Source organism: Flavobacterium sp. GNP008, from assembly GCF_056428965.1.
The window spans coordinates 1-452 of the sequence record NZ_JBWJVL010000007.1 but is presented as its reverse complement, the minus strand read 5'-3'; the positions used below and the strand labels follow the sequence as shown (position 1 = coordinate 452).

General features: G+C 56.9%; 1 protein-coding gene. It reads right to left on the bottom strand.

Annotated elements, in window-relative coordinates:
• Nucleotides 1-452, bottom strand: a 452-nt coding sequence (locus tag AC0608_RS13660) for a M35 family metalloendopeptidase (protein WP_478289451.1), incomplete at both ends; no start/stop codon positions are given.

Sequence of the window (452 nt, the reverse complement as noted above, 5' to 3'; positions counted from 1 at the left end):
CCAACGTGCGTCCCAGGTGGGTGATCAGGTAGGTAATGGAGTCTGCATTGGCCAGGATGGTGTCGATGCGCTTGTCGACGTTACTCATGAACACTGACCGCGCATCCTGCAACGTTTTTGTACCGGTGGCACTCAGCACCTTGTCCTTGAGTGAAGTACTCGAAGTGCTTTTGCCGAAATCTTCCCACGTCTGGCTGAATTCGTCCCACGTCCTGAACAGCGTCGAGGCTGGCGTCAGCGTCGACAGCGCGGTTTCACGCAAGTCCGTCAGCGTGGTCTTGAGCTGCGTGGCGCCTTTGATGTTGACGTTGATCAAGTCAGGAAACGGTCGCATCGAGTCCAGGTAGGCCAGGTCTTCAGTGTCGCAGGTTATGTGGGTTATCTCGTGGATCAGGGTGGCCGCACGTGCATGGGCGGCAATGTCGAACGGCGCGTTGAGACGGTTCTGATAG